The organism is Chryseobacterium sp. DT-167, from assembly GCF_058310155.1.
Genome location: NZ_JBZEEQ010000112.1, coordinates 1 through 559 on the forward strand (window position 1 = coordinate 1; position 559 = coordinate 559).

General features: G+C 71.7%; 1 protein-coding gene. It reads left to right on the forward strand.

The features are described 5' to 3' along the window. Positions 1-559 (forward strand): ATP-binding protein (locus AC4FQ5_RS20030; RefSeq protein WP_491146448.1); only part of this gene is annotated, 559 nt, incomplete at both ends.

Here is a 559-nt window from a genome sequence, read left to right on the forward strand (position 1 = left end):
CTCCGCGATCCTCGGTCTTCCCGAGGCACGACTTGTGGGGCGGGAGCGCGAACTGCGCCTCCTCGCCCCCCTCGTCCACGAGGCGCGCCGCTCCGGGCGCGCGCTCCTGATCGAGGGCGAGGCGGGCATCGGCAAGTCGTCGCTGCTCACGGCCCTGGGCGAGGAGGCCGCGAACGCGGGCTACCGCGCCCTGCGGTGCACGGGACTCGAGCACGCATCACCGGTGGGCTACACGGCACTCCACCAGATGCTCGGTCCGCTCCTGCCCCATCTCGAGGCGCTGCCTCCCCGCCAACGCGACGCGCTCGCGACGGCCTTCGCCCTCGTCGACGGGCCGACTCCCGATCGGCTCCTCGTGAGCATCGCCGCACTCGGCCTCCTCGAGGAGGCAGCCGCTGAGCGCCCCCTCTTCATCGCGATCGAGGACCTGCACTGGATCGACCGCTCGACGGCGCACGTCATCGAGTTCATGAGCCTCCGCCTCGCCGAGTCGCCCATCCTCATCGCCGCGACGTCACGACCGTCGTGGGACGTCGCGACGACCGTCTCCTATCCCATG